Genomic DNA, 638 nt, shown 5'->3' with positions numbered 1-638 from the left:
ACGCCAACCATCATCAAGGTTTTAGGTAACGACACGTTCGAAGGCGACGATAAAGTGGTGTCGCTGGATACCAACAATGGTCCAGCTAACGGCACGGTCTCGGTCAACTCGGATGGCAGCGTAACCTACACGCCAAACGACAACTACCACGGTACAGACAGTTTCACCTACATCGTTACCTCCGGGGGCGTCAGTGAATCCACCACGGTGAACGTCGATGTGACGCCAGTCAACGATGCGCCAGTGGCAAAAGATGATACCGCTGTTACTGACGAAGATACTCCAGTGACGATTGATGTCCTGCCAAACGACACCGATGTGGATGGCGATACGCTGTCTATCCAATCAGCGTCTGTACCTGAAACACAAGGTACAGTCGAAATTATTGATGGAAAACTGGTGTTCACACCGGCAGAGAACTTCCATGGCGACGCCGAAATCACTTACACCGTGACCGATGGTGCGCTGACTGACCAAGCGACGGTTAACGTCACCGTGAATGCGGTGAACGACACGCCTGTGGTTGAAAGCAACATCGCAGACCAAACCTTGGCGGAAGATTTCACCCCATACAGCATCGATCTGAATACCGCTTTCAGCGATGTGGATAACGTGGATGGCGAGTTAACGTTTAGCGT

Annotated in this window: 1 protein-coding gene; it reads left to right on the top strand. The window is 51.9% G+C overall.

Translation table 11 applies throughout. The features are described 5' to 3' along the window. The coding region (locus KJB35_RS28195) for a cadherin-like domain-containing protein (RefSeq protein WP_285469897.1) at positions 1–638 on the top strand (638 nt) is incomplete at both ends.

This window comes from Vibrio sp. D431a, assembly GCF_030248655.1.
GTDB lineage: Bacteria > Pseudomonadota > Gammaproteobacteria > Enterobacterales > Vibrionaceae > Vibrio > Vibrio alginolyticus.
Note: the sequence above shows the minus strand (reverse complement) of the source record. Positions and strands in the feature narration are given on the sequence as shown.